This window comes from Shigella sp. FC1661 (assembly GCF_001712525.1).
In the GTDB taxonomy this organism is placed as follows: Bacteria; Pseudomonadota; Gammaproteobacteria; order Enterobacterales; family Enterobacteriaceae; genus Escherichia; species Escherichia coli.
Map to the genome: position 1 here is coordinate 1 of NZ_MDGW01000271.1, position 2,176 is coordinate 2,176.

Annotated in this window: 3 protein-coding genes and 2 pseudogenes; all 5 read left to right on the plus strand. The window is 50.7% G+C overall.

Features of this window, described 5'->3' with window-relative positions; translation table 11 throughout:
• Positions 1–442, plus strand: a pseudogene (locus BFF42_RS15405) (IS3 family transposase); the annotation flags it as partial.
• 8 nt (positions 443–450) lie between these two features.
• Positions 451–669, plus strand: a pseudogene (locus tag BFF42_RS26980) (hypothetical protein); the annotation flags it as partial.
• Positions 666–1,610: a DUF551 domain-containing protein gene (locus BFF42_RS15415; RefSeq protein WP_000628767.1), complete on the plus strand. Its 945-nt coding sequence runs from the start codon at positions 666–668 to the stop codon at positions 1,608–1,610. The pseudogene BFF42_RS26980 and the gene BFF42_RS15415, both read left to right, overlap by 4 nt.
• An 84-nt stretch (positions 1,611–1,694) precedes the next feature.
• A complete protein-coding gene (locus BFF42_RS15420; protein WP_000457723.1) occupies positions 1,695–1,937 on the plus strand; it encodes a DUF4222 domain-containing protein in 243 nt (80 codons plus the stop codon).
• A gap of 74 nt (positions 1,938–2,011) precedes the next feature.
• The coding region (locus BFF42_RS15425) for an IS1 family transposase (RefSeq protein WP_000179192.1) at positions 2,012–2,176 on the plus strand (165 nt) is incomplete at its 3' end.

Below are 2,176 nucleotides of genomic sequence, written 5' to 3' on the forward strand. Positions count from 1 at the left end.
AGGCAGTTCGCCGTGACCGAGCCAAATCAGGTGTGGTGCGGTGATGTGACCTGTATCTGGACGGGTAAGCGCTGGGCGTACCTCGCCGTTGTTCTCGACCTGTTCGCAAGAAAACCAGTGGGCTGGGCCATGTCGTTCTCGCCGGACAGCAGGCTCACCATGAAAGCGCTGGAAATGGCATGGGAAACCCGTGGTAAGCCCGGCGGGGTGATGTTCCACAGCGATCAGGGCAGTCATTATACGAGCAGGCAGTTCCGGCAGTTATTGTGGCGATACCAGATCAGACAGAGTATGAGCCGGCGCGGAAACTGCTGGGATAACAGCCCAATGGAACGCTTCTTCAGGAGTCTGAAGAACGAATGGATGCCGGTGGTGGGTTACCCCAAACGAATCGGAAAATCGATACTGGAAAAACTCTAACTCGGTGGCCAGTTTTTGTTGACCACTTCAGGATTACTTCACGTTGTTAACGGAAGAGTACGGAAAGTACATGGATGGCCCAGGGGTAATTGCTGTTGGGGTAATCCTGACGATAAGCCATTTACCGGGAATAAGCAGGTTGAATGCGATTACATGTTATCTGCATTAAGGCGCATGGAGTTGAGAGGGCACCTTAATGAAATATATGACGGTGTGATTGTTAATAAGAAAGAAGGAAACGCGGCATGATCACTATTACCAAAGGGCGACTGCTGACAATCAAGCAGTGGCGCGAAACATACGGACCGGGTAGCAACGTTGTACTGCCAGCAGAAGAAGCGGAAGAACTGGCACGGATTGCACTGGCATCATTGGAAGCAGATCCAGTTAAACGAGTTAACTCAGATCAGATGCACCGAGTCTGCTTAGAAGCTAATCGCTATTTAGATAAATATGACGCGATGGCGAAAGAGGTAAATAAGTTGCTTGGACGCATCGCCCCGCCAGCGCCAGTATTTAACGGCGAATACGGTGACGCATATCAGGGCGCTCGTGAAGACCTGTCCATCTGGAAACGGCGAGCGCTTGAAGCTGATGAGCACGTTCGGCGACTGGAGCAAATCAATGACCACATGGTGAAAGAGGCGCAGGGAGAATCACGCATGGGCGAGCCTGTAATACGTGAGCCAGCACCGGTAGTGCCTGAAGAAGCAACTCCGGAAAACGTAGAAATGCTCTCTGGCTATGTTTCAACGTACAAATTAACCGATAGCGAGCGCGATATTGCTGCCGAAATATGGAACGCCTGCCGCGCCGCCATGCTTCAGTCCGGAAACTTTCGGGAAAACAAGAATTCGTCAACCAATAATTTTCGGGAAATCGCGGAAACGTCAACCAACTATCCGGCAATTCCTAGTGAGGTGTTGTCCGCAATCCTGAAGGTTGCCAGGATTCGTGCCGATTTCGATGATTTTGACGGTGACAGGCGAGGTATCGGTGATTGTCTGGATGAGGCTGAGCAAGAGCTTATCGTTACCATTAACAAATATGCCAGTCAGTTGGCAGCAGAACCTATAGCGCCTAATGACGTTCGAGAGCAGACAGCCATTCCACAAGTTCCGGTAACTCCGGATGGTTGGATAAGCTGTAGTGAGCGAATGCCGGACGACAGGCAGGAGGTGAATCAATGAGCTGGCCTGATGCAATCGTAACTCTGGGGGTGGTATTCGCAGCAGCGTTTGTTGTGTTCTCGATTTGTCGATGGGGATAACCACATGTTCGCTTTGATTCAACGCGGTCAGATATACACGGACAGAGCTGGATACCCCGTGGTGATTACTCGCATCACTGAGCACTCAGTGTTCTTTCGACGGATGGACGGACGATCCGGGCGGGTACGCATTGGTGAGTTAAACTGCCTGTTCGAACATATTGACCACCAGGAGTACCGCAAAATTCTCGCGGACACTGAGCAGGAAAAGCACCTGAAAAAATTACGAGCCATAAAAAGGAAGTAAAGAATGAATAAAGCATTTGGGTGATGCTGCCAACTTACTGATTTAGTGTATGATGGTGTTTTTGAGGTGCTCCAGTGGCTTCTGTTTCTATCAGCTGTCCCTCCTGTTCAGCTACTGACGGGGTGGTGCGTAACGGCAAAAGCACTGCCGGACATCAGCGCTATCTCTGCTCTCACTGCCGTAAAACATGGCAACTGCAGTTCACTTACACCGCTTCTCAACCCGGTACGCACCAGAAA